General features: G+C 69.2%; 21 protein-coding genes. 14 read left to right on the top strand and 7 right to left on the bottom strand.

All coding sequences use genetic code 11. The annotated features are described in order from the left end of the window. The 6 genes from pufL to ACX9MN_RS11080 all read left to right on the top strand — a co-directional run bounded on the left by pufL (position 1) and on the right by ACX9MN_RS11080 (position 6,553). Positions 1-825: a photosynthetic reaction center subunit L gene (gene pufL, locus ACX9MN_RS11055; RefSeq protein ID WP_020091994.1), complete on the top strand. Its 825-nt coding sequence runs from the start codon at positions 1-3 to the stop codon at positions 823-825. Positions 826-905: 80 nt separating this feature from the next. Then, positions 906-1,886: a photosynthetic reaction center subunit M gene (pufM, locus tag ACX9MN_RS11060; RefSeq protein ID WP_020091995.1), complete on the top strand. Its 981-nt coding sequence runs from the start codon at positions 906-908 to the stop codon at positions 1,884-1,886. A gap of 10 nt (positions 1,887-1,896) precedes the next feature. Continuing rightward, on the top strand, positions 1,897-3,000 hold the full coding sequence (gene pufC / locus ACX9MN_RS11065) for a photosynthetic reaction center cytochrome PufC (RefSeq protein ID WP_056528659.1): 1,104 nt from the start codon (positions 1,897-1,899) through the stop codon (positions 2,998-3,000). A 109-nt stretch (positions 3,001-3,109) separates the two neighbouring features. After that, positions 3,110-3,253, top strand: a complete 144-nt coding sequence (locus ACX9MN_RS11070; RefSeq protein ID WP_012319762.1) for a DUF3096 domain-containing protein — start codon at positions 3,110-3,112, stop codon at positions 3,251-3,253. A gap of 165 nt (positions 3,254-3,418) precedes the next feature. Beyond that, positions 3,419-6,109, top strand: coding sequence for a pyruvate, phosphate dikinase (gene ppdK, locus ACX9MN_RS11075; RefSeq protein ID WP_489724419.1), 2,691 nt, complete (start codon positions 3,419-3,421; stop codon positions 6,107-6,109). A gap of 192 nt (positions 6,110-6,301) precedes the next feature. Further along, complete coding sequence (locus ACX9MN_RS11080; RefSeq protein ID WP_020091998.1) at positions 6,302-6,553, top strand: hypothetical protein; 252 nt, start codon at positions 6,302-6,304, stop codon at positions 6,551-6,553. Positions 6,554-6,635: 82 nt separating this feature from the next. On the opposite strand, the gene ACX9MN_RS11085 is transcribed toward ACX9MN_RS11080, so the two are convergent. From ACX9MN_RS11085 to ACX9MN_RS11095, 3 genes are all read right to left on the bottom strand, one after another. Continuing rightward, positions 6,636-8,150: a peptidoglycan L,D-endopeptidase MepK gene (locus tag ACX9MN_RS11085; RefSeq protein ID WP_489724420.1), complete on the bottom strand. Its 1,515-nt coding sequence runs from the start codon at positions 8,148-8,150 to the stop codon at positions 6,636-6,638. A gap of 142 nt (positions 8,151-8,292) precedes the next feature. Beyond that, the gene (locus ACX9MN_RS11090; protein ID WP_489724421.1) at positions 8,293-10,317 is read right to left on the bottom strand and encodes a L,D-transpeptidase family protein; all 2,025 of its coding nucleotides are present in this window, start codon (positions 10,315-10,317) and stop codon (positions 8,293-8,295) included. Positions 10,318-10,563: 246 nt separating this feature from the next. Next, complete coding sequence (locus ACX9MN_RS11095) at positions 10,564-12,048, bottom strand: sigma-54-dependent transcriptional regulator (protein WP_020092001.1); 1,485 nt, start codon at positions 12,046-12,048, stop codon at positions 10,564-10,566. Positions 12,049-12,298: 250 nt separating this feature from the next. Between ACX9MN_RS11095 and ACX9MN_RS11100 the strand changes: the two genes are divergently transcribed. The 7 genes from ACX9MN_RS11100 to recJ all read left to right on the top strand — a co-directional run bounded on the left by ACX9MN_RS11100 (position 12,299) and on the right by recJ (position 21,325). Continuing rightward, on the top strand, positions 12,299-14,170 hold the full coding sequence (locus ACX9MN_RS11100) for a M3 family oligoendopeptidase (protein ID WP_091676909.1): 1,872 nt from the start codon (positions 12,299-12,301) through the stop codon (positions 14,168-14,170). Between the two features lie 109 nt (positions 14,171-14,279). Further along, positions 14,280-15,641: an ABC1 kinase family protein gene (locus ACX9MN_RS11105; RefSeq protein WP_489724422.1), complete on the top strand. Its 1,362-nt coding sequence runs from the start codon at positions 14,280-14,282 to the stop codon at positions 15,639-15,641. A 122-nt stretch (positions 15,642-15,763) separates the two neighbouring features. After that, positions 15,764-16,057 carry an aa3-type cytochrome c oxidase subunit IV gene (locus ACX9MN_RS11110; protein ID WP_020092004.1) on the top strand — a complete coding sequence of 98 codons (294 nt, stop codon included), beginning with the start codon at positions 15,764-15,766 and terminating at the stop codon, positions 16,055-16,057. 207 nt (positions 16,058-16,264) lie between these two features. Beyond that, positions 16,265-17,494 carry a Re/Si-specific NAD(P)(+) transhydrogenase subunit alpha gene (locus ACX9MN_RS11115; protein ID WP_489724423.1) on the top strand — a complete coding sequence of 410 codons (1,230 nt, stop codon included), beginning with the start codon at positions 16,265-16,267 and terminating at the stop codon, positions 17,492-17,494. A gap of 24 nt (positions 17,495-17,518) precedes the next feature. Beyond that, positions 17,519-17,974, top strand: a complete 456-nt coding sequence (locus ACX9MN_RS11120; RefSeq protein ID WP_020092006.1) for a proton-translocating transhydrogenase family protein — start codon at positions 17,519-17,521, stop codon at positions 17,972-17,974. Positions 17,975-17,978: 4 nt separating this feature from the next. Then, entirely contained in the window at positions 17,979-19,376 is a 1,398-nt protein-coding gene (locus tag ACX9MN_RS11125) for an NAD(P)(+) transhydrogenase (Re/Si-specific) subunit beta (RefSeq protein ID WP_020092007.1), read from the top strand. 131 nt (positions 19,377-19,507) lie between these two features. After that, positions 19,508-21,325 carry a single-stranded-DNA-specific exonuclease RecJ gene (recJ, locus tag ACX9MN_RS11130; protein ID WP_082557928.1) on the top strand — a complete coding sequence of 606 codons (1,818 nt, stop codon included), beginning with the start codon at positions 19,508-19,510 and terminating at the stop codon, positions 21,323-21,325. 12 nt (positions 21,326-21,337) lie between these two features. Here recJ and ACX9MN_RS11135 read toward each other — a convergent pair whose 3' ends face one another. The 4 genes from ACX9MN_RS11135 to ACX9MN_RS11150 all read right to left on the bottom strand — a co-directional run bounded on the left by ACX9MN_RS11135 (position 21,338) and on the right by ACX9MN_RS11150 (position 24,405). After that, positions 21,338-21,832 (bottom strand): CAP domain-containing protein, encoded by a 495-nt coding sequence (locus ACX9MN_RS11135; protein WP_489724424.1) that lies wholly within the window; start codon positions 21,830-21,832, stop codon positions 21,338-21,340. Positions 21,833-21,985: 153 nt separating this feature from the next. Beyond that, entirely contained in the window at positions 21,986-23,059 is a 1,074-nt protein-coding gene (locus ACX9MN_RS11140) for an HD-GYP domain-containing protein (protein WP_331299193.1), read from the bottom strand. A 109-nt stretch (positions 23,060-23,168) separates the two neighbouring features. Continuing rightward, positions 23,169-23,315, bottom strand: a complete 147-nt coding sequence (locus tag ACX9MN_RS11145; protein WP_489724425.1) for a hypothetical protein — start codon at positions 23,313-23,315, stop codon at positions 23,169-23,171. 397 nt (positions 23,316-23,712) lie between these two features. Further along, a complete protein-coding gene (locus tag ACX9MN_RS11150) occupies positions 23,713-24,405 on the bottom strand; it encodes a GntR family transcriptional regulator (RefSeq protein WP_020092012.1) in 693 nt (230 codons plus the stop codon). Positions 24,406-24,883: 478 nt separating this feature from the next. Between ACX9MN_RS11150 and oxlT the strand changes: the two genes are divergently transcribed. Then, positions 24,884-26,161 carry an oxalate/formate MFS antiporter gene (oxlT, locus tag ACX9MN_RS11155; RefSeq protein ID WP_020092013.1) on the top strand — a complete coding sequence of 426 codons (1,278 nt, stop codon included), beginning with the start codon at positions 24,884-24,886 and terminating at the stop codon, positions 26,159-26,161. Positions 26,162-26,239: the final 78 nt, after the last annotated feature.

Consider the following 26,239-nt stretch of genomic DNA (forward strand, 5'->3'; position numbering starts at 1 on the left):
ATGGCGATGCTGAGCTTCGAGCGCAAATACAGGGTTCGCGGCGGCACCTTGCTCGGAGGCGACCTGTTCGACTTCTGGGTCGGGCCGTTCTTCGTCGGTTTCTTCGGCGTCGTCGGCATGTTCTTCACGGTGCTGGGCACCGCGCTCGTCATCTACGGCGCCGCGATCGGACCGACCTGGAACATCTGGCAGATCAACATCGCGCCGCCCGATGTCAGCTACGGCCTGAGACTCGCGCCGCTGAAGGATGGCGGGCTCTGGCAGATCATCACCATGTGCGCGCTCGGCTCGTTCGTCTCCTGGGCGCTGCGCGAGGTCGAGATCTGCCGCAAGCTCGGGATCGGCTACCACGTCCCCGCGGCCTTCGGCATGGCGATCTTCGCCTACTTCACCCTCGTGGTGATCCGGCCGCTGCTGATGGGCGCCTGGGGCTACGGCTTCCCGTACGGCATCCTCAGCCATCTCGATTGGGTGTCCAACACCGGATACCAGTATCTCCACTTCCACTATAATCCGGCCCACATGCTGGCCGTGACGTTCTTCTTCACGACGACGCTGGCCCTGGCGATGCACGGCGGCCTGATCCTGTCGGCGACCAACCCGAAGAAGGGCGAGACCGTGAAGACGCCCGAGCACGAGGACACCTTCTTCCGCGACACGATCGGCTACTCGATCGGCACGCTCGGCATCCACCGCCTCGGCCTGTTCCTGGCCCTCTCTGCAGGGTTCTGGAGCGCGGTCTGCATCGTCATCAGCGGGCCGTTCTGGACGCAGGGCTGGCCGCAATGGTGGGGCTGGTGGCTCAACCTGCCGGTCTGGCGGTGACGGGTCGGACGCGATCGGAACGAGGGGACTAACGCGGGTCGCCGCCGCCCAGCGCGCGGCACTCCGGGGGAGGGCAGGCCATGGCCTATTACCAGAACATCTTCACGCAGGTTCAGGTGCGCCCGCTCGTGCCGGATCAGGGCGTCCCGGTCGCGGTCGACGAGCGGGTCGGCAAGCCGTTCAACAGCTACCTGTTCGGGCTGATCGGCAACAGTCAGGTCGGGCCGATCTACATCGGCTACATCGCGGCTCTGTCGATCACATGCGGAGTGATCGCCTTCGAGATCATCGGGCTCAACATGTGGGCCTCGGTGAACTGGGACCCGGTCCAGTTCGTCCGGCAATTGCCGTGGCTCGCCCTCGAGCCGCCTCTCCCGAAGTACGGCCTGAAGGTCCTTCCGCCCCTGAACGAGGGCGGGTGGTGGCTCATCGCCGGCTTCTTCCTGACGGCCTCGATCCTGCTGTGGTGGGTCCATCTCTACAAGCGGGCGCGGGCGCTCGGCCTCGGCCTGCACGTGCCGTGGGCCTTCGCGTCGGCGATCTGGCTCTACCTCGTCCTCGGCTTCATCCGGCCGGTGCTGATGGGTTCGTGGTCGGAAGCCGTGCCGTTCGGCATCTTCCCGCACCTCGACTGGACCGCCGCCTTCTCGCTCCGCTACGGGAACCTGTTCTACAACCCGTTCCACATGCTCTCGATCACGTTCCTCTACGGGTCGACGCTGCTGTTCGCGATGCACGGGGGCACGATCCTGGCCTGCTCGCGCTACGGCGCGGAGCGCGAGATCGACCAGATCGTCGACCGCGGCACGGCCACCGAGCGCGCCGCCCTGTTCTGGCGCTGGACCATGGGCTTCAACGCCACGATGGAGTCGGTCCACCGCTGGGCGTGGTGGTTCGCCGTGCTGACGACGCTGACCGGCGGCATCGGCATCCTGCTCACCGGGACCGTGGTCGACAACTGGTACCTCTGGGCGGTCAAGCACGGCGTCGCGCCCTCGTACCCGCAGGTCTACGGCCCGATCGTGGATCCCGCCCATCTCGCACCCGGCATGAAGCCGTGAGGAGGCCGTCATGAAGACGATTCTGGCGGTGGCCGGCGGCGCACTGGCCCTCTTCCTCACCATCGCGATGTTCGGCGGCGCCGGCTGGACCCACCCGCCGATGGCGAACAAGCAGACCGGCTTCCGCGGGACGGGCATGGACCTGATCCGCACCCGCGCCGGCAACGAGGCGCTGGCCGCCGCGAACGTCGCCCCGACCCCGGCCGATCCGGCCGATGCGGGCGGCGACAAGGCCTCCGCCGTCTACCAGAACGTCCAGGTTCTGGGCGATCTCTCGGCCGAGCAGTTCAACCGGCTGATGGTGTCGATCACCGAGTGGGTGGCCCCGCAGCAGGGCTGCACCTACTGCCACAGCACCGAGAACATGGCGTCCGACGAGCTCTACCAAAAGCGCGTCGCCCGGCGGATGCTCCAGATGACCCAGTACATCAACTCGTCCTGGAAGGAGAACCACGTCCATCAGGCGGGCGTGACCTGCTACACCTGTCACCGCGGCAATCCGGTGCCGGCCAATATCTGGTTCGATCATCCGGTTCAGGGGGCGGGGCGCTTCATCCCGCGCAACAACAGCCAGAACCTCGCCTCCGCAGAAGTCGGCAACACCTCGCTGCCCTACGACGTCTATCAGGCCTTCTATCAGCACAAGGAGACGTCGGAGGACGCGGTCCGGGTCAACGCCACCACGGCGCTGCCGGAGACCAAAGGCAAGCCGATCCAGGACGCCGAGAAGACCTTCGCGATCATGATCAGCATGTCGCAATCGCTCGGAGTCAACTGCACCTTCTGCCACAACACCCGGTCGGTGGCGCAGTGGGACACCAGCACGCCCAACCGTGTCCATGCCTGGTACGGCATCCGGATGGTGCGTGACCTGAACCAGGATTATATGGAGCCGCTGAAATCGACGTTCCCGCGGAACCGGCTCGGGATCCTGGGCGACGTGCCGAAGATCAACTGCGCCACCTGTCACAACGGCGCCAACAAGCCGCTCAACGGCGCCAACGTGATCGAGCCCTATCCGGAGCTGTCGCACCCGACGATCGCCGTGAGCCTGCCGACCGGCGAGGCCAAGGACCCGATCCCCGGGACCGAGACCCCGACGCCGAAGCCCTGATCCGCCCCGGGGCGGCCGGACCACCGGCCGCCCCGCCCAAGCTACAGGGAACCTCCGTGGGGTAGAGGCGTCGATACCGGCGGCCAAGCTCGGCCTTTAGGAGGCGTCCGTGACCATCACCATCTCGAACCTCCAGCCGCTGATCGCGATCCTCGCCGGAATCCTGATCCTGGTGATGCCGCGGCTGCTCAACTACATCGTCGCGATCTACCTGATCGTCGTCGGCGTGATCGGGCTCGGAATCCTGCATTGACGGGCCGCGCCCGCGCCGCGACGGCGCGGACCTGACAGACCGCTCGAGCCGTCAGTCGCGCACGCACAGGGCCATCGCGCGTTCATCTTGCGTTGCGCTGCGGGATGGTCCAACCCCGCCCATCAGCTCGGCCGGCGCCGGGCACCAGATACGGACGGGATCGACATGGCGACCGGCAGCGCGAAGTGGGTCTATGCCTTCGGCGACGGCAAGGCGGAGGGCAAGTCGCAGATGCGCGACCTGCTCGGCGGCAAGGGCGCCAACCTCGCCGAAATGTCCAACCTGGGTCTGCCGGTCCCGCCGGGCTTCACGATCACCACCGAGGTCTGCACCTACTTCTACGATCACGGCAAATCCTATCCGCCGGAGCTCAAGGATCAGGTCGCGGAAGCGCTCGCCCAGGTGGGCAAGCTCACCGGCCGCAAGTTCGGCGACGCGACGAACCCGCTGCTCGTGTCGGTCCGCTCGGGTGCGCGCGCCTCGATGCCCGGCATGATGGACACGGTCCTCAATCTCGGCCTCAACGACGAGACCGTCCTGGCCCTCGCCAAGGAGGCCGACGACGAGCGCTTCGCCTACGATTCGTACCGCCGGTTCATCACGATGTACTCGAACGTGGTGCTCGGCGTTGAGCACCACGCCTTCGAGGAGGCGCTGGAGCAGTACAAGGAGGGCAAGGGCTTCGACCTCGACACCGAGCTCGGCGCCGGCGACTGGAAGACCCTCATCCAGACCTACAAGAAGATCGTGCGCGACGAGCACGGCTCGGACTTCCCGCAGGGCGCGGATGACCAGCTCTGGGGCGCGATCGGCGCCGTGTTCAATTCGTGGATGATCCCCCGCGCGAAGAAGTACCGGGAGCTGAACAACATCCCGGAGAGCTGGGGCACGGCCGTCAACGTGCAGGCCATGGTGTTCGGCAACATGGGCGACACGTCGGCCACCGGCGTCGCCTTCACCCGCAACCCCTCCACCGGCGAGAAGGCGCTCTACGGCGAGTTCCTGATCAACGCGCAGGGCGAGGACGTCGTGGCGGGCATCCGCACCCCGCAGAACATCACCGAGAAGGCGCGGGAAGAGGCGGAGAGCGACAAGCCTTCCATGGAGAAGGCCATGCCCGAGAGCTTCGCGGAGCTGACCCGGATCTACGGGATCCTGGAGTCGCACTACCGCGACATGCAGGACATGGAATTCACCATCGAGAAGGGGAAGCTCTGGATGCTCCAGACCCGCAACGGCAAGCGCACGGCCAAGGCCGCCCTGCGCATCGCCGTTGATCTGGCGGGCGAGGGGCTGATCTCCCGCGAGGAGGCGATCGGCCGCGTCGAGCCCGGCGCCCTCGACCAACTCCTGCACCCGACCATCGACCCGAAGGCCGACCGCAAGGTCATCGCCTCCGGCCTGCCGGCCTCGCCCGGCGCGGCGACCGGCGAGATCGTGTTCAATTCCGAGGACGCGGAGGCCCACCGCAAGGCCGAGCGCAAGTGCATCCTCGTCCGGATCGAGACCTCGCCCGAGGACATCCACGGCATGCACGCCGCCGAGGGCATCCTCACCACCCGCGGCGGCATGACCAGCCACGCGGCCGTGGTGGCCCGCGGCATGGGCAAGCCCTGCGTCTCCGGCGTCGGCTCGATCCGGATCGACTACAAGGCGCAGACCCTGACGGTCGGCGGCACGACGCTGAAGGCCGGCGACCGGATCACCATCGACGGCTCCACCGGCCAGGTGATCCAGGGCGAGGTGAAGATGCTGGAGCCCGAGCTGTCGGGCGACTTCGCCACGCTGATGGAGTGGGCCGACGCGATCCGCGGCATGAAGGTCCGCGCCAACGCCGACACGCCGACCGACGCCCGGACCGCGCGCAACTTCGGCGCCGAGGGCATCGGCCTCTGCCGCACCGAGCACATGTTCTTCGAGGGTGACCGCATCATCGCGGTCCGCGAGATGATCCTGGCCGACGACGCCGAGGGCCGGCGCGCGGCGCTGGCGAAGATCCTGCCCTACCAGCGCCAGGACTTCCTGGAGCTGTTCACGATCATGTCCGGCCTGCCGGTCACGATCCGCCTCCTCGACCCGCCGCTCCACGAGTTCCTGCCGCACACCGACGCCGAGGTCGCCGAGGTCGTGAAGGCGACGGGCGTCTCCGAGGAGAAAATCCGGCACCGGACGCGCGAGCTGTCCGAGCACAACCCGATGCTCGGCTTCCGCGGCTGCCGCCTCGCGATCGCCTTCCCGGAGATCGCCGAGATGCAGGCCCGCGCGATCTTCGAGGCCGCGGTCCAGGCGGCCGCCGATACCGGCAAGGCGGTGACGCCCGAGGTGATGGTGCCGCTGGTCTTCACCCGCGCCGAGTTCGACATCGTGAAGGCCCGGATCGACGCCATGGCGAAGGCCGTGGCCGAGGAGAAGGGCGCGACCCTCGACTATCAGGTCGGCACGATGATCGAGCTGCCGCGCGCGGCCCTCAAGGCCAATGAGATCGCCGAGACCGCGGAGTTCTTCTCCTTCGGCACCAACGACCTCACCCAGACGGCGCTGGGCATCTCCCGCGACGACGCCGCCACCTTCCTGGGCCCCTACACCCAGAAGGGCATCCTGCCGGCCGACCCGTTCATCACGATCGATCAGGAAGGCGTGGGCGAGTTGGTGCGCATCGGCGTCGAGCGCGGCCGCAAGACCCGGCCGGACATCAAGCTCGGCATCTGCGGCGAGCACGGGGGCGATCCCGCCTCGGTCGGCTTCTGCCAGGAGGTGGGGCTCGATTACGTGTCCTGCTCGCCCTACCGGGTGCCGATTGCCCGACTGGCGGCCGCCCAGGCGGCGCTCGGCAAGGTCGCCGGCAAGGAAGGCTGAGACCGGTCCGGGGGACGCCGAGCGCGTCCCCCTTTCGGCTATCAACCGTCCGTATGAGGATCAGTGGAAAAATTCGCCTTTCGGTCGAACTCGCCTCTTTCTGAGGCGTTCTTCGATTGAACGGGTACGTCCGACGTGCGCCTAATCGGCCCGCGTCGGGTTCAGCATCGCCCGTCAGAAGCGGCCGCCACCATGTCCCACAGCCCATCGCCGCTGTGCCTCGCCGAGACCGAAGCGGTCGCGGCTGTCCCGAGCGTCGCCGTCCGCGCCTATCTCGCTCTCGTCGCCGGTCTCGGCGGTGTCGTCACGGCCGTGATGCTGATGATGTCGGTCGCGGCCAACAGCGGCAGCGAGGCGGAGCGCATCTCGGCGACGCAGGAAGACAGCTACGCGACCACGCTGGTCGGCGCGCTGGCGGTCAACCTGTCCAAGCCTCTGCGCTGAGCGCGTATCCGGCGTCGACCGCCCCGGGTGGCCCGGCCCACTGCGCGGCTCCGATGCGGACGTCCTGACGACGACGGTCGAATCACCGCGCCCCCGACACGGCCCGTGCGGCCGAGCCGGTGAAACGGGTCGGCAGGTCGTCGCCGGGGCTGCGGGGGCTGAAGCGCGTGGTGACCCGATCGGGCGCGGCGCCGACCACCGCGTCGGGCGCGGCACCGCGCAGGCGCGTGGCGGCCACGTGCACGGGCGTGGCGCGGCTCGCCGGGGCAGCGCCCGGGCCGGCCGATACGGAGTCGAACAGGGCGCGCAGTTGCGCCTTGGCATCCGCGTCCGGAGCCACGAGGGAGCGGGCGCGAGCCGGAACCGCCGCCGCCGGCTTGTCGAGGGCGCGGATCTCGGCCGCCGGCGCGAGGTTGGCCATCCCGCGCTCCAGCGCCGCGAACTGCACAGGGCGGGGCGGCGGCAGGGGCATGTTCAGGCTCGCCGCGACGGCGGCTATATCGGCGGGGCGCCGCGGCGGGAGCGGTGCCGTGACGGCGGTCACGGTATCGTCGACGGCGACCGGCTGACTGGCGGTCAAGAGCGCCTTGGCGTCGGCGGGCCTGGTGTCGGAGGGCTTGGTCTCGGCGCCTTTCGCCTGCGCCCGCTCGGCCAGCGAGCCGCGCAGGGCGTCGTCGGCCGCGGGCGCCGCGTAGGCGAGGGCCGCGCGCGCGCCCGCCGGATCCTGCGGATCGGCGCTCGCCACGGCGACGACGGGCGCGCGGCGCGACTTCCGCGCCGTCTCCACCGGGGCCGGCACCGGCGCGGGTTCCGGTGCCGACCGGCCGCCGCCGAACAGGCTGGCCAGGAAGCCGAACAGGCCGGGCCCATCCTCCTCCTCGCCGCTGGCCATCTGCGTCGTGAGGCCCGCCACGGTGCCGCCGCGGGCCAGGATCTCGGCCTTGGCCTCCTCGTAGCGAGGGAAGGGGCGGTTGTCGCTCGGGAGCAGGACGGTCTTGCCGTCCGGGAAGAGGCGGGCGAGCTGATCGTGGGTCATGCGCGGCCACATCCGCACTGAGCCCACGTCGAGGTGCACGAACGGCGTTCCGGCATGGGGGTACCAGCCGACGCCGCCGCGCTGCATCCTAAGACCGACCTCCCGGATCCGGTCGATCGACACGTCCGGCAGGAAGAAGTCCATCGCCTTGCCGAGCATGTGCTGGCTGTACTCGGCCACCATCCTGGAGCGGCGGCGCAGCATCGCGTTGGTGCCCGGCGACCGGTAGGCCGACACGACGTGGATCGGCTGCGTCGCCCCGACCTGGCGATAGGCCTCCCAGACCGTATCGAACAGCCGCGGATCCATCTTTGTCGGCTCGTTGACCCGCCAGTCGCGCAGGAGCCAGTTCAGCTGCTCGAGGGCCGCGCGGTCGTAGCGCCCATCGCGCTTGAAGGTGATGGTCGCGCTCTCCTGCGTGTGGGTGTGGTAGATCGACAGGGAGCGGGTGTCGCCGTTGGCGACCGCGTCCTCGGTCTCGGCCGTCCCGGCGATCAGTCCGAGCGCGAGGCCGGACAGGGCGAGGGTGACGTGGCGAAGGGCGCGCGGGAGACTGGGCACGACGGTCCTGATCCTCTCCCGACAGCCTGACCCGACGCCTGTTGAACCGGGTTCGCGACCGAAACGGCTAAGGCTCGACCGTGGCGAAATCGTGCCCGGCTGTGCGGCCGCGCACCTGAAAGTTGCTGCTGGCGCGGGTGGGCTACCACCACCCGCGCGGCGCCGCCTGCTGCGGCGCGGGCGTCCAGAGGCCGGGCTCGCCGTATTCCGGCGCGCTGTCGGCACGGGCGGCGCGACGCTGGGCGCGGCGCGGCGTCTCCGCCTCCTCGTAGCGCCCGCCCGGCCACGCGTCGGCATCCGCGACCGGCCGCTCGGGCGCGCGGCGATGGACGGTCCGGGGCGCGGGCGGCTTCAGGGCGCGCTCGGCCTTGCGCCGCGGCGGCTCGTCCGGGAGCCGCGCGATCGCCGGCCCGCCGCCGCCGGGCAGCCCGAGGGCCGCGCGCATCGGCGCGTCGTAGCCGTAGAGATCCGGAAGGGTGCGGTAGGCGCCGCCGTCGTCCACGAAGGCGGTGAAGTAGGCGAGGTGGACCGGCAGTTTCTCCGGCAGCCGGATGGTGCGCTCGCCCTTGCCGATCAGCTTCTTCAGCCGATCCGCGGACCAGTTCGGCAGCACCGCGTCGGCGAGGCGGAACGGGTCGTCGACGCGGACGCAGCCGTGGCTGAAATCGCGCTTCGCGGCGGAGAACAGCGAGCGGTTCGGCGTGTCGTGCAGGTAGACCGCGTGCTGGTTCGGGAACATGAACTTGATGAAGCCGAGCGCGTTGCGCTCCCCCGGGGGCTGGCGCAGCGAGATGTGCCCGCCGCGACGGACGACCTCGTAGCCGCCCCAGGTCTTGCCGCCGTAGCCGGCGAGCTTCGGCGCCATCGTCTTCAGGATCGACGGCGGGACGTACCAGGACGGGTTGACGACCGCGTACTCCATCATCCCGGAGAACAGCGGCGTGCGCGATTCCGGCTTGCCGACGATGACCCGCGCCTCGTCGCGCATCACACCGCCCCGGTAGGCGCGCAGGCGATATTCCGGCACGTTGACGAGGATGTAATCCGGTCCCAGATCGCCCGGAAGCCAGCGCCACCGCTCCATGTTGACGATGAGTTCGGCCTCACCGCCCGTCGGGCGCGCCGTGCGGCCGGCATCGGCGAGGGCGAGCACCGTCTGGACGTTCAGGACGCCGTTCCCAGGTAGGCCGCGGCCGCGCTGGAACTTGGCCACCGCGTCGGCGACCATGGAATCGTACTCCTCCGGCTCGCCGGGCCCCTTGTCCAGGGTCGCGGCCGGGCGGCTCTCGAGGTTGAAATGTGCCCGCAGCAGCGGGACGCGGGCATCACGCATGCCGACGCGCAGGGCCGGCCCGGCCGGGAGGCGCAGCGGCTTCACCGCGGTCGGCGTAGGCCCCCGCAGGCTGGCGAGCCGGGCCTTCAGCGCGAGATAGCCCGGAGTCGCCGGGTTGTAGGCCTGCAGTGCCTCGCCGGCTTTCGCGCCGGCCTCGTCGAGCTTCGCCAGGACGTCGTTGCCGGCCGGCAGATCGAGGTGCGGGGTGATCAGCCGCGAGATCGAGGCCAGGTTGATCCGGCCGCCGCGGGCGTCCCGGGCGTAGAGAACCGCCGCCGCGGACAGGCGCAGATCGGCGTCGGCGACCGCCTTCTCGTCCGGTTTGTCGGCGAGCGCCGGGACCGTGTAGGCGCGGGGGTCGAGCCCGTCCTCGGCGGCGGCCGCCAGCCGCGCCGAGACCGCCTTCGCGGCGTCGGTCCAGGCCCCGCCGGAGATCCAGAGCGGCTTGAAGCTGCGGGCCTCGTAGAAGCTCCGGATCGCGTCGCGGTCCTTGCCGGTGAGGCGGAGCAGCAGGGGCGCGGCATCCGCGAACCGGGCGAAGATTGCGGCGCCGAGCGGGTCCGTCGGGGCGACCGGGGCCGCCGCGGCGGGAGCCGGGGCCGGCTCGGCCGCCGGCGCCTCAGGCTTGTAGTCGGGAAGGGCGGTCGCGGCGGGCGCCGACGGATCCGCCGGCGCGGGCGCCGCCGGCCCCGGCGCGGCAGCGGGCGGGGTCGCGGGGACATCGGCGGCCGGCTGGTCCAGCGCGGCCGTCGCGGCGCGGAGGGAGCCGGCCGGTGCCAGCGTGCCGCCGAGAAGGGCGGCCAGCGCGATGAGGCTGGAGCGCGGGACGCGCATCGTGATCTCCCGGGGCGCGGCGGCAGGACCGCACGCTCAGATTGTGATTATCCGCGCAAGCGTGGCTTTGAGCAACCGCAGTTATCGCGAATAGAGGCTCGGTCCTGCAGATGAATGTGTCATTTCTAATGCTGCTCAGCTTACGATCCGCTCAATCATCTGCCGGCGCGACGCAGCAGGGCCGAGAATTTTAGCGACCGTGGCCGAAACGAATGCGCACGGTGCGCTAGCGCACGCCGCGCTCGATCAGGCCGCGTCCTCGGTTTTATCATCCTCCTCCAGCCCCAGATCCTTGAGCTTGCGGTAGAGGGTGGAGCGTCCGATGCCGAGGCGGCGCGAGACCTCGGACATCCGCTGCCGGTAGAACTGGAGCGCGAAGCGGATAATCTCCGCCTCCAGGACGTCCATCGGTTTCATCTCGCCGGTCTCCTCGGCGACGAGCGACATGGCGTGCGGGTCGCGGACCTCGACGCGGACGATCTCCCGCACCGGTTCGGGGGCGTAGGCCGGCATCTGCGGCTGGACCGGCGCTGCCGGGATCCGCACGTCGAAGCCCTCGACCTGCGCGGCGATCTGGGGGAATTCGGAGACCGTCAGCTCGTCGCCGTCCGCCAGCACGACGGCGCGGAACAGGGCGTTCTCCAGCTGCCGGACGTTGCCCGGCCAGGGATAGCGCGTGAGCAGGGCCATGGCCTCCGGGCTGATCGCCCGAACGCGCTTGCCTTCCTCGGCCGAGAACCGCGCGCAGAACGAGCGGACGAGGTCCGGGATGTCCTCGCGGCGCGCCCGCAGGGGCGGCAGCGTCATCGGGAAGACGTTCAGGCGGTAGTAGAGATCCTCGCGGAACTTACCCTGCTTCACGAGGTCGAGCAGCGACCGGTTCGTCGCCGAGACGAGCCGGATGTCCACCCGCACCGAGCGCTTGCCGCCGACGGGATCGACCTCGCCCTCCTGGAGGGCCCGGAGCAGCTTCACCTGCGCGTCGAGGGGCAACTCGCCGATCTCGTCCAGGAACAGGGTCCCGCCCGAGGCCTCGACAAACTTGCCGGCGTGCTTCTCGGTGGCGCCGGTGAACGCCCCCTTCTCGTGGCCGAACAGGGTGGATTCCACCAAGTTCTCCGGGATCGCCCCGCAATTGACGGTCACGAACGGCTTGCCGCGCCGGTCGCCGGACCCCTGGATCGCCCGGGCCAGGACCTCCTTGCCGACGCCGGACTCGCCCTCGATCAGAACGGGGATGTTCGACTTCGCCGCCCGCTCTGCGAGGCGGATCACCCGCTCCATGTCGGGGCTCTTCGAGGTGAGATCCTTGAAGGTGAGCGCCCCGGAGGCGCGGCGGCGCATGCGGCGCACCTCCTCCTCGAGCGTGTCGACCCGCAGGGCATTCTTGATCGAGACCTGGAGCCGCTCCGCGCCCGCCGGTTTGACCACGAAATCCACGGCGCCGGCCCGCATGGCGCTGACCACCGTGTCGATGGAGCCGTTGGAGGTCTGGACGATGACCGGCGTGGCGAGGCCGCTCTTGCGCATCTCGGCCAGGACACCGAGCCCGTCGAGCCCCGGCATCACGAGGTCGAGGAGCACGACATCCGCACCCTCGGATCGCAGCAGGGTCAGCGCGTCCGCACCGGTCTCGGCGATCCGCGCCTCGAAGCCGAAACGGCGCACGGCCGCCTCGGCCAGGCGCCGTTGGACCGGATCGTCATCCACGATGAGCACAGTGGCGGACATGGCGGCTCCCTGAACGGCGCGCGAAGGCCGGACACGCGACGCGGGCTCGACCCGGTCGCGGCCTTCCGATTCGGCGACTGTTTCGTTTCGAGCCGTAGGGTGACCGACAGTCGTAAAGTGCCGCTTAACGACGTTTGCGCCGCGTCGTCACCGATCGCGCGCCGGTCCGACGGTCCCTCCGCGTTGAACGCGTGGCGGCACGCTCGATATCAGGGTACGGGGCCGGAGCCCTTGGAGAGGATCGCACACCATGATGCCGAGCCACACCGCCTCGCCGGTGACTGTCCGCCTGCCGGAGGGCGTGAGTGCCGCGCGCGCCGCTGCGAAGGCTGCCGACCTCGGCCATCTTCCGGAATGGGACCTCACGGATCTCTATTCCGGCCTCGATGATCCGAACTTCTCCGGCGACATGACCCGCGCCGAGGAGGAGTGCCGCCGCTTCTCCGAGACCTACGCCGGCCGGATCGCGGAGCTCGCCGCGGGCCCGGACGCGTCCGCGCGGCTGGCCGAGGCGGTGCGCGCCTACGAGGGCATCGAGGACCTGCTGGGCAAGCTCATGTCCTTTGCGGGTCTCGTCTATTCCGGCGACACCACCGACGAGGCGCGCGCCAAGTTCTACGGCGACACCCGCGAGCGGCTGACCAGCGCCTCGGCGGATCTCCTTTTCTTCGCCCTGGAGCTGAACCGCGTCGACGATACGGCCATGAACGCCGCGATGGCCGAAGGGCCGCTCGCCCACTACGCCCCGTGGATCGAGGACCTGCGGCGGGAGAAGCCGCACCAGCTCGACGATCGCACCGAGAAGCTGTTCCTCGAGAAGTCGGTCACGTCGAACGCCGCCTGGGACCGGCTGTTCAACGAAACGATCGCCGCGCTGCGCTTCACCGTGCAGGGCGAGGAGATGCCGCTGGAGCCGACGCTCAACAAGCTTCAGGATCCGGACGGCGCGGTCCGCAAGGAGGCGGCCGGCGCGATCAGCGCGGTCCTGCGCGGTCAGCTGCGGGTGTTCACGCTCATCACCAACACGCTGGCGAAGGACAAGGAGATCAGCGACCGCTGGCGCGGGTTCAAGGACGTCGCGGACGCGCGCCACCTGTCGAACCGGGTCGAGCCCGAGGTGGTGGAAGCCCTCGTCGACGCCGTGCGGGCGGCCTATCCCCGCCTGTCCCACCGCTACTACACGCTCAAGGCGAAGTGGTTCGGGCAGGAGGCGCTGCCCTACTGGGACCGCAACGCGCCGCTGCCCCGCGTCGAGCAGCGCACGATCCCGTGGACGGAGGCCCGCGACACGGTGCTGTCCGCCTACGACGCCTTCTCTCCGAAGATGGCGGGGATCGCGCGGCGCTTCTTCGACGAGCGCTGGATCGACGCGCCGACCCGTCCCGGCAAGGCGCCGGGCGCCTTCGCGCATCCGACCGTGCCCTCCGTCCACCCCTATGTGCTGGTCAACTACCAGGGCAAGCCGCGGGACGTGATGACGCTGGCGCACGAGTTGGGCCACGGCGTCCACCAGGTGCTCGCCGGGCCGAACGGCGCCCTCATGGCGCCGACGCCCCTGACGCTGGCCGAGACGGCGAGCGTCTTCGGCGAGATGCTGACCTTCCGTCGGCTCCTCGCCGCGACCACGGACACGACCCAGCGTCGGGCCATGCTCGCCGCCAAGGTCGAGGACATGATCAACACGGTGGTGCGCCAGATCGCCTTCTACTCGTTCGAGCGGAAGGTCCATCTCGCCCGCGCCAAGGGCGAGCTGACCACAGATCAGATCAACGCGCTGTGGCTGTCCGTCCAGGCAGAATCGCTCGGTCCGGCGATCACGCTGGATTCCGGCTACGAGCCGTTCTGGGCCTACATCCCGCACTTCATCCACTCGCCGTTCTACGTCTACGCCTACGCGTTCGGCGACTGCCTGGTGAACTCGCTCTACGGCGTCTACGCCCGGGCGGAGGACGGCTTCGTGGACCGCTACTTCGCGTTGCTCGCGGCCGGTGGCTCGAAGCCATACGGTGAGCTGCTCGCGCCCTTCGGTCTCGACGCCAAGGACCCGGGCTTCTGGCAGATCGGGCTCGGCATGATCGAGAGCATGATCGTCGAGCTCGAGAGCATGGAAGGACAGGCCTGAGCCGAGCGCCGCGGACCCCGTCGGCCCCCGCGGCGCAGGGACCCACGCCCCTGGTTCGCGGCCGGGGGCGGCTTATCTGCGCATCATCGTCAGACAAGCAGATCGAGTGATGGCCGAGACCGACCGCGAAGCCAACCGCTTCTCCGCCCGCGCCGGGCGCTACGCCAGCGTGGGCGCCAACGTCGGCGGCGTCGCCGCCCGGATGGCCGTGGCACGGCTGTTCGGAAAGGAGGGCACCACCAACGCCGCCGCCCTGGCGCAGGCGCTGGGCGGCCTGAAGGGCCCGATCATGAAGGTGGCCCAGCTGCTGGCCACCGTTCCGGACCTGCTCCCGCCCGAATACGCGACCGAGCTGCAGAAGCTTCAGGCGGACGCCCCGCCGATGGGCGCGGCCTTCGTCCGGCGCCGGATGCAGTCGGAGCTCGGCGCCGGCTGGCAGGAGCGCTTCGGCAGCTTCGACCTCAAACCCGCGGCGGCGGCCTCGCTGGGCCAAGTCCATCGCGCGACCACCAAGGGCGGCGAACGTCTCGCCTGCAAGCTCCAGTACCCGGACATGCAGTCGGCCGTGGAGGCCGACCTGAAGCAGCTGGAGGTCGCGTTCGCGCTGCACCGCCGGATGAACACGTGGCTCGACACGCGCGAGATCGCGAAGGAGATCGGCGCCCGGGTGCGTGAGGAGCTCGACTACGAGCGCGAGGCCAAGCACGCGGCGCTCTACGGGGCCGTGCTGAAGGACATCGCGGCGGTGCGCGTGCCGCGCGTCTTTCCGGAGCTCTCGACGAAGCGTCTGCTCACGCTCGGCTGGCTCGACGGGGACAAGATCCTGGGCTTCGCCGACGAGCCGGTCGAGGTGCGCAACCGGATCGCCCAGGCGATGTTCAAGGCGTGGTGGCACCCATTCAGCCGGGCAGCGGTGATCCACGGCGACCCGCATCTGGGCAATTACACCGTGTTCTTGGACGCCGGCGAGGCCGCGGGAATCAACCTGCTGGACTACGGCTGCGTCCGGATCTTCCATCCGCGCTTCGTCGGCGGCGTCGTGGATCTCTACCGCGGCCTGTTGGAGAACGACGATGCCCGCATCGTCCACGCCTACGAGGTCTGGGGATTCAAGGATCTCGACAAGGAGAAGATCGAGATCCTGAACATCTGGGCCCGCTTCATCTACGGGCCGCTGCTCGAAGACCGTACTCGCACCGTCGCCGACGGCGTGAAGCCGGGGGAGTACGGTCGCCGACAGGCCTTCCAAGTCCATCAGGCCCTGAAGGAGCGCGGGCCCGTGACTGTCCCGCAGGAATTCGTCTTCATGGATCGCGCGGCCGTGGGGCTGGGCGCCGTGTTCCTCCACCTCAGATCTGAACTCAACTACCACCGGTTGTTCGAGGCCGAGATCGAGCATTTCTCGCTGGACGAACTCACGAAACGCCAGGGCCGGGCACTCACCGAAGCCGGTCTGCCGAAACCGGCCTGATTCGACGCGAAGATCCACCGGGAGAGCGATCAACTTGCGTGCGTCCGATTGCGGCAGGTAAACGCTTGAGCTACATCCGACCGCGACCGCAAGAAGTCGCGTCTTAGGGAAACGAGCGCACGATGGCCGAGAGTGACACGGTGGCCGGGCATACCTACAGCCCGGCGATGGACGCGACGACGCACGAGCAGACCTATCGCGGATTTGTCCGGTTCGTCGAAATCGCCACTGGCGTCGTCATCTGCTGGGTGCTGGCCCTCGCCATCGGCGGGATCCGCGAGGCGTGGCTGCTGGCCATCGTCGGCGTGATCGCCTCCGGAGCCGCGGGCGCGGTGGGCGCCCTCGCGCCGGCCGTGGGGTGGAAGGCCCCGCTGGTCGTCGGCATTCTCCTGGTCCTCTACCTGTTCTTCGCCTGAGAGGGCCGTGGGCGGCGGCGTCGAGCGTCGCCGCGGATGACGAACCCGCTCGCGTTCGCCGGGCGGGTCGCTGACACATTGTTGGCAATTAAATTGGGCGCAAGTTACATTCCGGCCGCATCCATCGCGGTATCGTAGATCCGCCTCTCGAAAAGCTGCGCCGGTTCGCGCATTCGAAAGGCCGAGCTTTTCCAGGGGAACCCTCGCATGCGCATTGCTGTGCTGTCCGAGACGGACTCCGCGGAGCCGCGCGTCGCCGCGGTTCCTGAGACCGTCAAGAAGTTCAAGACTCTCGGTGCCGACGTCGTGGTGCAGTCCGGGGCCGGTCAAAAGGCCGGAATCCTGGACTCCGAGTACGAGGCCGCCGGCGCCAGCATCGCTGGGAGCGCCGCCGATGCTGCCGGGGATGCCGACCTCGTGCTCAAGGTCCGGCGCCCGAGCGCCGAGGAGCTGCCGCAGTTGAAGCGCGGCGCCACCGTGATCGCGATCATGGACCCCTACGGCAACGAGGACGCCCTCAAGGCGATGGCCGAGGCGGGGATCGACGGCTTCGCCATGGAGCTGATGCCCCGCATCACCCGCGCGCAGGTGATGGACGTCCTGTCCTCGCAGGCGAATCTCGCCGGCTACCGCGCGGTCGTCGACGGCGCCGCCGAGTACGGGCGGGCCATGCCGATGATGATGACCGCCGCCGGCACCGTGCCGGCCGCCCGCGTCTTCGTCATGGGCGTCGGCGTGGCCGGCCTCCAGGCCATCGCGACAGCCCGCCGGCTCGGCGCGGTCGTCACCGCCACCGATGTCCGGCCCGCCACCAAGGAGCAGGTCGAATCGCTCGGCGCCAAATTCGTCGCCGTCGAGGACGACGAATTCAAGCAGGCCGAGACAGCCGGCGGTTACGCCAAGGAGATGTCGGCCGAGTACCAGAAGAAGCAGGCGGAGCTGGTCAAGGGTCACATCGCCAAGCAGGACATCGTCATCACCACCGCGCTGATCCCGGGCCGGCCGGCGCCGAAGCTCGTCTCCGAGGAGATGGTGGCGTCGATGAAGCCGGGTTCGGTCCTCGTCGATCTCGCGGTGGAACGCGGCGGCAACGTCGCCGGCGCCAAGGCCGGCGAGGTCGTCACGAACGATCGCGGCGTGAAGATCGTCGGCCACGTCAACGTGCCGGGGCGGCTCGCCGCCACCTCGTCGAGCCTCTACGCGCGCAACCTCTACGCCTTCGTCGAGACCCTGATCGACAAGGAATCGAAGGCGCTGGCCATCAACTGGGACGACGAGCTGGTGAAGGCCACGAACCTCACCCGCGACGGCTCGGTCGTCCACGCATCCTTCCAGCCCAAGACCGATGGCGCAGCCTCGGAAGCCGCCTCCGTGGGGCTGGCCAAGTCGGAGGCCAGCAAGGCGTCCGGTGCGGCCACCCCGGAAGGCGCGCAGTGAAGCCTGGCCGAGAGGAGTAGCAGAATGGCAAACGTCATCGTCCCTCCCGATCAGGCGGCCGATCAGGCCCGCGTGCTAGCCGACGCCGCGCGCGCCGCGGCCGCGGTGGCGCGCAACGCCGCCGACCAGGCGCAGGTCATCGCCGACGGCATGGGCCACGGGCTCAGCGCCGCCACCGGCGGCGCGGTCGATCCGACCGTGTTCCGGCTCGCGATCTTCGTGCTGGCGATCTTCGTCGGCTACTACGTGGTCTGGTCGGTGACCCCGGCCCTGCACACCCCGCTCATGTCGGTGACCAACGCGATCTCGTCGGTGATCATCGTCGGCGCGATCCTGGCGGTCGGCGTTCCGCTGATCGAGAAGGGCACGGGCCTCGCCCGGTTCTTCGGCTTCATCGGCATCGTACTCGCCAGCGTGAACATCTTCGGCGGCTTCCTCGTCACGCAGCGCATGCTCGGCATGTACAAGAAGAAGGGCTGAGCCGGTGTCAGAGAACGTCTCCTCTCTTCTCTATATCGTCGCCGGCGTCCTGTTCATCATGGCGCTGCGGGGGCTCTCGCACCCCACGACCTCCCGGCAGGGCAACCTGTACGGCATGGTCGGCATGGGGCTCGCCATCCTGACCACGCTGGTCGGCCACCCGCCGGCGGGTGCCGGCGCCTGGATCCTCGTCCTGCTGGGCTTAGGGCTCGGCGGCGGCGCCGGCGCGGTGATCGCCAAGCGCGTGCCGATGACCGCAATGCCGCAGCTCGTGGCGGCCTTCCACTCGCTGGTCGGCCTCGCGGCCGTCTTCGTGGCCGCGGGCGCCCTCTACGCACCGCAGGCGTTCGGCATCATCGAGAACGGGCACTTCCACAAGCAGTCGCTGTTCGAGATGGGTCTCGGCGTGGCCATCGGCGCCATCACCTTCACCGGCTCGGTGATCGCCTTCGCCAAGCTCGACGGGCGCATGTCCGGCAAGCCGATCATGCTGCCTCAGCGCCACCTCATCAACGCGCTGCTGGCCGCCGGCCTCGTGCTGCTGATCGCCCTGTTCATCGGCACCGAGTCGAAGGCGATCTTCTGGCTGATCGTCATCGCCTCGCTGGTGCTCGGCGGCCTGATCATCATCCCGATCGGCGGCGCCGACATGCCGGTGGTCGTGTCGATGCTCAACTCGTACTCGGGCTGGGCGGCGGCCGGCATCGGCTTCACCCTGGGCAACCTCGCGCTGATCATCACCGGCTCGCTGGTCGGGTCGTCGGGCGCGATCCTGTCCTACATCATGTGCCACGCGATGAACCGGTCGTTCATCTCGGTGATCCTCGGCGGCTTCGGTGGCGACACCGCCGCGGCCGGCACCGGCCAGGTCGAGACCCGGCCCGTGAAGCAGGGTTCGGCCGACGACGCGGCCTACATCATGAAGAACGCCGAGCGGGTCATCATCGTCCCGGGCTACGGCATGGCGGTCGCCCAGGCGCAGCACTCCCTGCGCGAGATGGCCGACATGCTGAAGAAGGAGGGCGTCGACGTGAAGTACGCCATTCACCCGGTGGCGGGCCGCATGCCGGGCCACATGAACGTGCTGCTCGCCGAGGCCAACGTGCCCTACGACGAGGTCTTCGAACTGGAGGACATCAACGGTGAGTTCCCGCAGGCGGACGTCGCCTTCGTGATCGGCGCCAACGACGTCACCAACCCGGCCGCCAAGACCGACAAGGCCTCGCCGATCTACGGCATGCCGATCCTCGACGTGGAGAAGGCCAAGACCGTGCTGTTCATCAAGCGCGGCATGGGCTCCGGCTACGCGGGCGTGGAGAACGAGGTGTTCTTCCGCGACAACACCATGATGCTGTTCGGCGACGCCAAGAAGGTCGTGGACAGCGTGCTGAAGTCGCTCTGAGACCCAGGTCTCCGGCAGCGTCGAGGGGCGGGCAGCGATGCCCGCCCTTTCTCGTTGTGGCGATCGGGTTCGCCGTCGCTGTTGCGGCGGGGCGCAAGATTCCCCGCGCCGGCCGGTGTAGGGTGGCGCCCGTGTCGTCCGCTCCGCTCCTCGCCGAATTGCCGCCCTTCCTGGGTGTGGCCGCCTCCGTGACCGGCCGGCGCTGGCAGGAGCGCTGCGGCGGCGCGGCCGTCCAGAATCACATCGCCAAGATGGTCCAGGCCCACGGCCTGCCGGAACTGCTGGCCCGGGTGCTCGCGGGACGCGGGATCGTACCGGAGGCGGCGCCCCGCCACCTCGCGCCGCGCCTGCGGGACCTGATGCCGGATCCGGACACGCTGCTCGACATGGAGGCGGCCGTCCGCCGACTCGTTCGGGCGGTGAAGCGCGGGGAGACCGTGGCGGTTTTCGGCGATTACGACGTCGACGGCGCCGCAAGCGCGGCCCTGCTCGCCGGATACCTCCGCGAACTGGGTTTGCGCGCGCCGATCCACATTCCCGACCGGATCACCGAGGGCTACGGACCCAACATCGCGGCGATCACCGCGCTCGCGGCTGAGGGCGCGACGCTCCTCGTCTGCGTCGATTGCGGGACGAGCGGCCACGCGCCCCTGGAGGAGGCCGAGAAATCCGGCCTGGACGTCATCGTCCTCGACCACCACGCGGCCTCCGAGGTGCTCCCGCCGGCTCGCGCCGTGGTCAACCCGAATCGCCTCGACGACCTCTCGGGCCTCGGCCATCTCTGCGCCGCCGGCATCGTGTTCCTGACCCTGGTCGCGCTGAACCGCGCCCTGCGGCAGGACGGCTTCTTCGGCGGCCATCGTCCCGAACCGCAGCTCACCGACGCCCTCGATCTCGTCGCCCTGGCGACCGTTGCCGACGTCGTGCCCCTCACGGGCCTCAACCGGGCCTTCGTGACCCAGGGCCTCACGGTGATGCGCCATCGCGGCCGCACCGGGCTCGCGGCGCTGCTGGACGCCGCCTCGCTCGGCGAGCCGCCGGAAGCCTGGCACCTCGGCTTCGTCCTCGGGCCGCGCATCAATGCCGGGGGCCGCATCGGCGATTCGGCACTGGGCGCCCGCCTGCTGACCACGGCGGACCCGAGCGAGGCGGCCCGGATCGCCGCCGACCTCGATCGGCTGAACCGCGAGCGCCAGGCGATCGAGGCGCAGGCCGTCCAGGAGGCCGAGGCCGAGATGGACCGGGCGCTGACGCTGGATCCAGCCCGCACCGTGCTGGTGACCGCCAGCGCCGAGTGGCACCCCGGCATCGTCGGCCTCATCGCCTCGCGGTTGAAGGAGCGCTTCAACCGCCCGGCCTTCGCGTTCGCGATCCGCCCGGACGGCACCGCCACGGGCTCTGGGCGCTCGATCCCGGGCGCGGATCTCGGGCTCGCGGTCCGCGCCTGCGTCGAGGCGCGGCTCGCCAGCAAGGGCGGTGGCCACGCCATGGCGGCCGGCGTCACCGTGCGGGCCGACGACATCCCGCGCTTCGAGGCGCACCTGGCGATGCTGCTCGGGGCGAGCGTCGCGGTGGCGCGCGCGGCCGACGCCCTGCTGATCGACGGCGGCCTCAGCGCCGGCGGCGCCACCGCGGAGACGGTCCGGCTGCTGCAGCAGGCCGGCCCGTTCGGCCAGGGCGCGCCCGAGCCGCTCTTCGCGCTGGGCCGGCATCGCCTCGTCGATGCCGGCGTGGTCGGCTCGAACCATGTCAGGGCGCGACTGCGCAGCCGCGACGGTCAGGTGGTCGGGGCGATCTGCTTCCGCGCGGCCGAACGGCCGCTCGGCCTGGCCCTCCTGAACGGGATCGGCCGAGAGATGCACGTGGCCGGGACCCTGTCCTGCGACCGCTGGCGCGGCGCCGAGCGCGCCCAGCTCCGGATCGTCGATCTCGCGCCGTCCGAACCCTGAGACGCCCCGGCGTCAGGTCCCGGCCATCACGAGCGCCCAGAAGCGCTTGTACCGCGTCGTGGGGGCATCGACCCGGGCGATCCCGATCCTGCGGATCTGCGGGAGCAGCATGTTCTTGTTGTGCTCGGGGCTCGCCTTCCAGCGGGCGAGCACCTGTTCCAGGGTCTCGGAGCCGGCGCTGAGATTCTCGGCCGCCCAGGATCTCGCGAGACCGGCCGACGCCATGCGCGAGGTGAAGCTGCCGCCAACATCGTGGCTGAGCTGGCCGCGGCGGGCGTTGTTGCCGGCCTGGAAGGCCGCCGCCTTCACGAGAGCCGGATCGACCACGACCGGGCTCAGGCCGTGCTGGACCCGGTAGGCCGAGATCGCCGCGGCGGCCGCGACCTCGTCGAGCACGGCGGTGTGCGTCGCGTTCTCGACAGAGGACTCGGGCAGGACCGAGAGACCGCCGCACCCGGCGAGGGCCAGCAGGAGGGCGGCGGCGATGGCGCGACTGAGTTTGGGCACGGTCCGGACGGCGTTGCGTGAGACGGGATCGCTTCCCTCCGGCGCGGTTGCGGCGAAAGCGCGGCGCGCGGCGCGCCGGCAGGATCCCGCCGACCGGCGTGGCGCCAGAGCCACGCCCGGCCGCGGATCAGGCCGCGAATTCAAGCTGCGGATTCAGGCCGCCAGGGCGCTGCCTTTGAGCATGGAGGGCGCGAAGGCCCGCAGGAGATCCGGATCCAGATGCCCGGCGCTGTCCGTCATGATCGACAGCGCCTCGGCGGGCGAGGCGGGCTGCCGATAGGTCCGCCGCTCGGTCAGCGCGGAGAACACGTCGCAGATCGTCACGATGCGCACGAGGTCGGAGATCGCGGGGCCGGACAGCCGATCGGGATATCCTTTCCCGTCCAGACGCTCGTGGTGGTGGCGGACCACGTCGATCACCGCGTCCTCGAAATCGCCGTGCGCCCGGAGCAGATCGGCGCCGATGTCGGGATGGCGCTGCATCAGCCGCAATTCCTCGGCGTTGAGCGGCCCCGGCTTGTTGAGGATCTCCACGGGGATGCGCGCCTTGCCGATGTCGTGCAGGAGCGCCGACCGCACCAGCAGTGCGAGATCGGTCTGACCGAGCCCGATCTGCGAGCCGAACGTGGCGGCATGGCCCGCGACGCCGAGGGTGTGCTGATAGACGCCGATCTCGTGGCGCCAGACCTCGGCAAGCCACTCGGAGATCCCGACCTCGGAGATGGCCGCCAGAACCAGCTCGGTCCCGCGATCCGCGTCGGCGCGCTGCAGCCGGGCCCCGAGGGCGGCGCTGTCGAAGATCTCGGCGACGACGGCGGTCGCGCCCGAGACGCGCTCCAGGAGCCGGCGCTGCCGCAGCTCTGCGGACCGCGTCGCCTCCTCGATCATGGCGAAGACGTTCGCCAGAACGAGTTGCCGGGGCGAGGCGGCCGGCAGCTGACGCAGATAGCGGGTAGCCGGCATGGGTTCGCCGCGCACGAGGACGAGGCGCGGAACCGGCGGTCCGTGGTGGGGGAGGGTCGACTGCACTCTGGCGGTCTGGGCCGGCGGCAGGTCGAGGATGACGAGGTGCGGGCGGCCTGACGGTAGCGGCGCGCCGGGCGGGATCGCCCAGCAGTTCATCACGAGCGCGATGGCACGCTCAAGGGCCGATCGTTCTGACGGGCGGTCCGATACGAGGAGGACGAAGGGGCCGTCCGAGAAAACCGAGGCTGCGCCGAGGGCCAACGCGGTAGCTCCTCGCCCGCACGGTCAACGATCGGTTCACCCTACGCGTAAAATTTGAGGAAAGCGTTACCCCTACGCAATCTCTGGTATCGCGGATCCAGCTCTGACTTCAGGCGAGCTTGGCGTTCGTGACGTCGGCGGTCGGCTCGACAGTGTTCCGTGCCCGGTCGGCGGAGAGGAAGTCCGCGAACTTGACGGTGAGCAGCGCCTGGCAGGCGGCGAAGGCGACAAAGATGGCGAGGAAGCTGGCGATCATCGGATTCTCCGGCGCGGTCTGGAACCGCCTCATGTTGCGACGCACTGCGTGCCATGCCGCTGCGCAACTTGGTATGCCAGATTACGAATATCGATTATGTCGAACATGCATGGGACGCGCAGATCGAGCCCACAAAGTTCGGATTGTGGCCCAGTCATGCATAAAAATGCACAACTGACCGGCTTTGAAAGGTCGTGGCCTGCCGAACATGTTCTGCACTGCATCAACGCTTGCGCGCGATTTATGTTCAGGCGCGTGCTGAGCTCGTGTGATAGCCGGCGCGGCGATCGAGGGTTCCCCCCGAGCGCCGCTCGCGCCCTTGGCCCATCATCATGCCGCAGAGGCACGAGGTGTCGTCCGCGCCGGACGATCCGTCAGGCGAGGACAGAACGGTCGCTCAATCCAGATAATCGCCGTAGGTGTCGACGTGCTGCGCGAGGCCCAGACCGTGCTCGCGCACGAGTCTCTCGGCCAGATCGGCATCACGGGCTTCGAGCGCCGAGATGATGGCGACGTGCTCCCGGATGGAGCGCTCCGCCCGATCGCCCTGCCGGAGCGCGGTGCTGCGGATGCCGCGAACGTGCATGAGCAAATTGCTGGTCAGATCGGCGATCGCCTCGCAGTGACCGAGCGCGATGATCCGCTGATGAAATCGGATGTTCGCGTCCGAATACTCGTCCATGTGTTCGGACGGCTGGCCCTCGAAGAACTCGGGGAAGGATTCGCGCAGCGAGCGAAGCTGGCCGTCGGTGGCGCGCGCGCAGGCGAGGCGTGCCGCCATGCTCTCCAGCGCCGTCCAGGCGTGGATCATGCTGACGATCTCGCGCTTGTTCTTCTTGATCACGAAGACGCCGCGCCGGGCCTCGGAGCGAACGAAGCCTTCCTGCTCCAGAACCGTCAGGGCCTCCCGCACCGGGGTGCGGCTGACACCGAGATCCTGCGACAGCTTGCGCTCGTCGAGCCGCACCTCGTCCGGACGCCCGTAGATGTCCATGTTGGTGATGGCCGTCTTGAGCGCCTCGTAGGCCAATGTCCGGAGACTGGAGCTGGCGACGATGGGCTTCACGCTCAGCGGTTCGGAATTCGACATCCCTCGTCCAGTCAGCTCACACGCATGATGTCTCGCACGCATTCTCTGTCGTGCGCTCTCAAACGACCTAACCCAAACCTTTGCGAGATCCTAGTCGATCGCGGAGCGGTCCCACAGACCTGTGACCATTGCCGGCGCTCGGCACCTGAAAAATTGGCCGCGGCGCGACCATCACCCGTCGCCTAGCGAGGCACGTTCGGGAAGGCGATTTAATCCCCGGTCGCGAACCTGTGTTTTTTTGCAGGTTTGATTGACACCCCGGGATTAAATCAGCACCATCTTGCTGGCATACCGTCGACCATCGGACATCAAGGCCGACTCGGCGACGGATGCTGCTGTACTGCAGAGATTATTTGCCTGCGGGCCAAGAATTTTTCGAAGAATTCCGATCACGTTGTTCTGACAAGCTGCGTCGTGGCAGGGCATAAGCCCGGCTCGAGCGCGAACGCCGACAAGAATACTGCCAAGAGGGAACGGTATGTCCGAGATCGTCAAACCGGTTGGGCGCGGCCGCTGGCTGCAACTCGCCTTCGGCGTCGTCTGCATGTGCATGATTGCCAATATGCAGTACGGCTGGACCTTCTTCGTGAGCCCGATGCAGGAGCGGCACGGCTGGGATCGCGCGGCGATCCAGGTGGCGTTCACGCTGTTCGTCGTCACCGAGACGTGGCTGGTCCCGATCGAGGGCTGGTTCGTGGATAAGTACGGTCCGCGCATCGTCACGCTGTTCGGCGGCCTGCTCTGCGCCGTCGCGTGGGTGATCAATTCCTACGCGGACTCGCTCACCGTGCTTTACATCGCGGCCGCGATCGGCGGCACCGGTGCAGGCGCGGTTTACGGGACCTGCGTGGGCAACTCGCTGAAGTGGTTCCCCGACCGCCGCGGCCTGGCCGCCGGCATCACCGCCATGGGCTTCGGCGCGGGTTCGGCACTCACGGTCGTGCCGATCCAGGCGATGATCAAGTCCCAGGGCTACGAGGCGGCCTTCTTCTACTTCGGGATCGGGCAGGGCGTGATCGTCATGCTGATCGCCCTGTTTCTGCGCGCGCCGGCCAAGGGCCAGGTTCCAGAAGTCGCCCGGGTCAGCCAGTCGAAGCGGGACTACAAGCCCTCCGAGATGGTCCGCACCCCGATCTTCTGGGTCATGTACGCGATGTTCGTCATGATGGCCGCCGGCGGCCTGATGGCCACCGCGCAGCTCGGCCCGATCGCCAAGGACTTCAAGATCGCCGACGTCCCGGTCTCGCTCCTGGGGATCACGCTGCCGGCGCTGACCTTCGCGGCCACGCTCGACCGGGTTCTCAACGGCGTGACGCGCCCGTTCTTCGGCTGGGTCTCCGACCATATCGGCCGCGAGAACACGATGTTCCTGTCCTTCGCGATCGAGGGCCTGGGCATCTACGCGCTGAGCCAGTTCGGCCAGAATCCGATCGCCTTCGTGCTGCTGACCGGTCTCGTGTTCTTCGCGTGGGGCGAGATCTACTCGCTGTTCCCGGCGACCTGCGGCGACACGTTCGGCTCGAAGTACGCGGCGACCAATGCCGGGCTGCTCTACACGGCCAAGGGCACCGCGGCGCTGATCGTTCCCTACACCAGCGTGCTCACGACCATGACTGGAAGCTGGCACACGGTGTTCCTCGCGGCCGCGGCCCTCAACATCCTCGCGGCCCTGCTGGCGCTGTTCGTCCTCAAGCCGATGCGCGCCGCCTACACCAAGAAGCCCGAGGCGGGCCTCGCGCCGGTGCTGGCGCAGTAGCGGGCCCCCATCGCTCGGCGCCGCGGCGCCGAACCGAAGCGAATGAGCCCGGCGCCGTCTTTACGGCGCCGGGCTACC

This window comes from Methylobacterium sp. 1A (assembly GCF_058072805.1).